The organism is Clostridium sp. CCUG 7971 (assembly GCF_017590215.1).
Lineage (GTDB): Bacteria > Bacillota > Clostridia > Peptostreptococcales > Peptostreptococcaceae > Faecalimicrobium.
On record NZ_JAFFPK010000190.1, the window covers coordinates 1 to 2,864 of the forward strand.

Annotated in this window: 4 protein-coding genes; all 4 read right to left on the minus strand. The window is 25.0% G+C overall.

Going from position 1 to position 2,864, the window contains the following annotated elements:
* Positions 1-255 (minus strand): hypothetical protein (locus tag JWF52_RS18280; protein ID WP_353654980.1); only part of this gene is annotated, 255 nt, incomplete at its 3' end.
* Positions 256-565: 310 nt separating this feature from the next.
* Positions 566-1,297, minus strand: coding sequence for a hypothetical protein (locus JWF52_RS18290; RefSeq protein WP_208334908.1), 732 nt, complete (start codon positions 1,295-1,297; stop codon positions 566-568).
* Positions 1,298-1,634: 337 nt separating this feature from the next.
* Positions 1,635-2,192 carry a hypothetical protein gene (locus JWF52_RS18295; RefSeq protein WP_286184274.1) on the minus strand — a complete coding sequence of 186 codons (558 nt, stop codon included), beginning with the start codon at positions 2,190-2,192 and terminating at the stop codon, positions 1,635-1,637.
* A 310-nt stretch (positions 2,193-2,502) separates the two neighbouring features.
* Positions 2,503-2,864: hypothetical protein (locus JWF52_RS18305; protein WP_353654981.1), on the minus strand; the 362-nt coding region annotated here is incomplete at its 5' end.

Here is a 2,864-nt window from a genome sequence, read left to right on the forward strand (position 1 = left end):
AACAATTTCAATTTGTTTTATTAATTTTTCTTTTTGGTTTAAATTACAATATGTTTTATCAACAAATCCAACCAGTCCAACCTCAGGGTCTAAAATTGCATCTTTACGCATTTGAATATGATCTTCCCCAAATTCTCTAAGAGGTTCTATATTTTTATCAATTGACTTACTCCTAATATCTATTAATTGGTTCATATTCATAGATTTTAAATCTTTTGGGTTCACATTTGTAGATTTTAAATCTTTTTGGTTCATATTATTTTTATTAAAAATAATTATAATTAATAAAAATATAATTGACAATAAAGTAATCAAGATAACTTTATTTTTATTAATAAATATCACCACCTTATTTATGATTTATAAAATACTCATTAAAATCAACTACATATTATACATTCCATTTTCCCAAAACGTTACACCATCTGTACGCAAGCATTGTGAAACAAAATTGGCACAGTCTCTATATCCATGCTTTCTTGCATAAGCTAAGGCATTTTATCTATAACTAGCAAAATTTGTTTTCGATGAAATTGAATAAATTTCATCATCATAATGATTTTTACTATTTTGGTAATGCTTTTAATGCACGTTTAACTTCATCACTTAAATTATCTTTTAAGTATACTTTTTCTAATTCATTATTCAATGATGCTTTTTCTTTTTCTGAAATATATAGTTTTATTGAAGGATCAACACTTTCTACTACATTTTTTACATCGTAATCAACAAAGTCACATAGTTCTTGTAAATTATCAATTAGAAATTTTAAACTATCATATGATTCATAGTACTTAGGATTTTTGCCTTTTTCTTTTAAATATTTGCTAATTTGGTACATTTCATTTCCATGTTCAATTAAACTACCTGATGGATCTATTACGTCACTCATGTAGTTTTGGTAATCAACAAGTTCAATCTGTTTTTTTAACTTTTCTTTTTCAGTTAAATTCTTATATGTTTTATCAACAAATGCAACCAGTCCAAAGTCAAAAGTTAAAATTGAATCTTTACGTCTTTGAATAGCATCTTCACCAAATTCTCTAAGAGGTTCCAAGTTTTCATCAATAGCTTTATCCCTAATCTTTATTAATTGATCAACACTTAAATCTTCTAAATTTTGTGCGTTTAGACTGTCATTATAAAAATTTTTTTGATTTTCACTATCTAAATTATTTTGATTTTTACTATCTAAATTATTTTCCACAAATGATGTACTGGTAAAAGTACAACATATTAGTAATGCTGATAATGAAACTATTAAACTTCTTTTGATTTTTAATTTTTTTAATATCATAATATACCTACCAATTTTAAATTATATACAGATACAAAAATAAATCAGTTTAATTTATTTATACCTGAGTCAATTATATAGAATTTTTCAAAAAAATAATTAAAAATGGATTAAAATGAGTTTATTTGGGAGTTAAATATAAAAAATAATATATTATACTCTAAAAACACATTTAAATATATCTAGTAAAAAAGCCCTCAAAATTCATTTATTTGAATTTTGAGGACTTTAACTTTATGTAAAATACATAAACTAGTAATTAAAGTAAAATTTAATGACTAGTTAGTTGTTTAAATTAAGAGACTTTATTTCTTTTTTTACTTCTTTACTTAAATTATCATCTTGACAAGCCTTTACGAGCCTTTTTGAAATCCGCTCTCAAAGATTGCTGTTGTTCTTGACTTTGCAATCCAATTGAGCTTTGAACAGACTCTAGGGCGTCTTTTAAGATATCAGAACCAACAAAGTCACATAGTTCTTGTAAATTATCAATTAGAAACTTCAAACTATCATATGATTCATAGTACTTAGGATCTTTGCCTTTTTCTAGTAAATATTGATTGATTTGATAACGTGTATGTATACCCTCAAGGAAACTACCTGATGGATCTATCACATCATCCATGTTGTTTTCATAGTCAACAATTTCAATTTGTTTTATCAATTTTTCTTTTTGGTTTAAATTACAATATGTTTTATCAACAAATGCAACTAGTCCAAACTCAAAAGTTAGAATTGAATCTTTACGTTCTTTCATAAAATCTTCCCCAGATTTTCTAAGAGGTTCCAAATTTTTGTCAATAGCTTTATCCCTAATCTCTATTAATTGGTTCATACTCATAGATTTTAAATCTTTTGGGTTCACATTTGTAGATTTTAAATCTTTTTGGTTCATATTATTTTTATTAAAAATAATTATAATTAATAAAAATATAATTGACAATAAAGTAATCAAGATAACTTTATTTTTATTAATAAATATCACCACCTTATTTATGATTTATAAAATGCTCATTAAAATCAATTACATATTATACGCGCCATTTTCCCAAAACGTTACACCATCTGTACGCAAGCATTGTGAAACAAAATTGGCACAGTCTCTATATCCATGCTTTCTTGCATAAGCTAAGGCATTTTATCTATAACTAGCAGAATTTGTTTTCGATGAAATTGAATAAACTTCATCATCATAATGATTTTTACTATTTTGGTAATGCTTTTAATGCACTTTTAACTTTATCACTTAAATTATCTTTTAAGTATACTTTTTCTAATTCATTATTCAAGGATACTTTTTCTTTTTCTGAAATATATAGTTTTATTGAAGGATCAATACGTTCCACTACATTTTTTTCATCGTAATCAACAAAGTCACATAGTTCTTGTAAATTATCAATTAGAAATTTTAAACTATCATGTGATTCATAGTACTTAGGATTTTTGCCTTTTTCTTTTAAAAATTGGCTAATTTGGTACATTTCATTTGCACCTTCAATGAAACTACCTGATGGATCTATTACGTCACTTCTGTAGTTTTGGTGATTAACAATTTCAATTTGTTTTA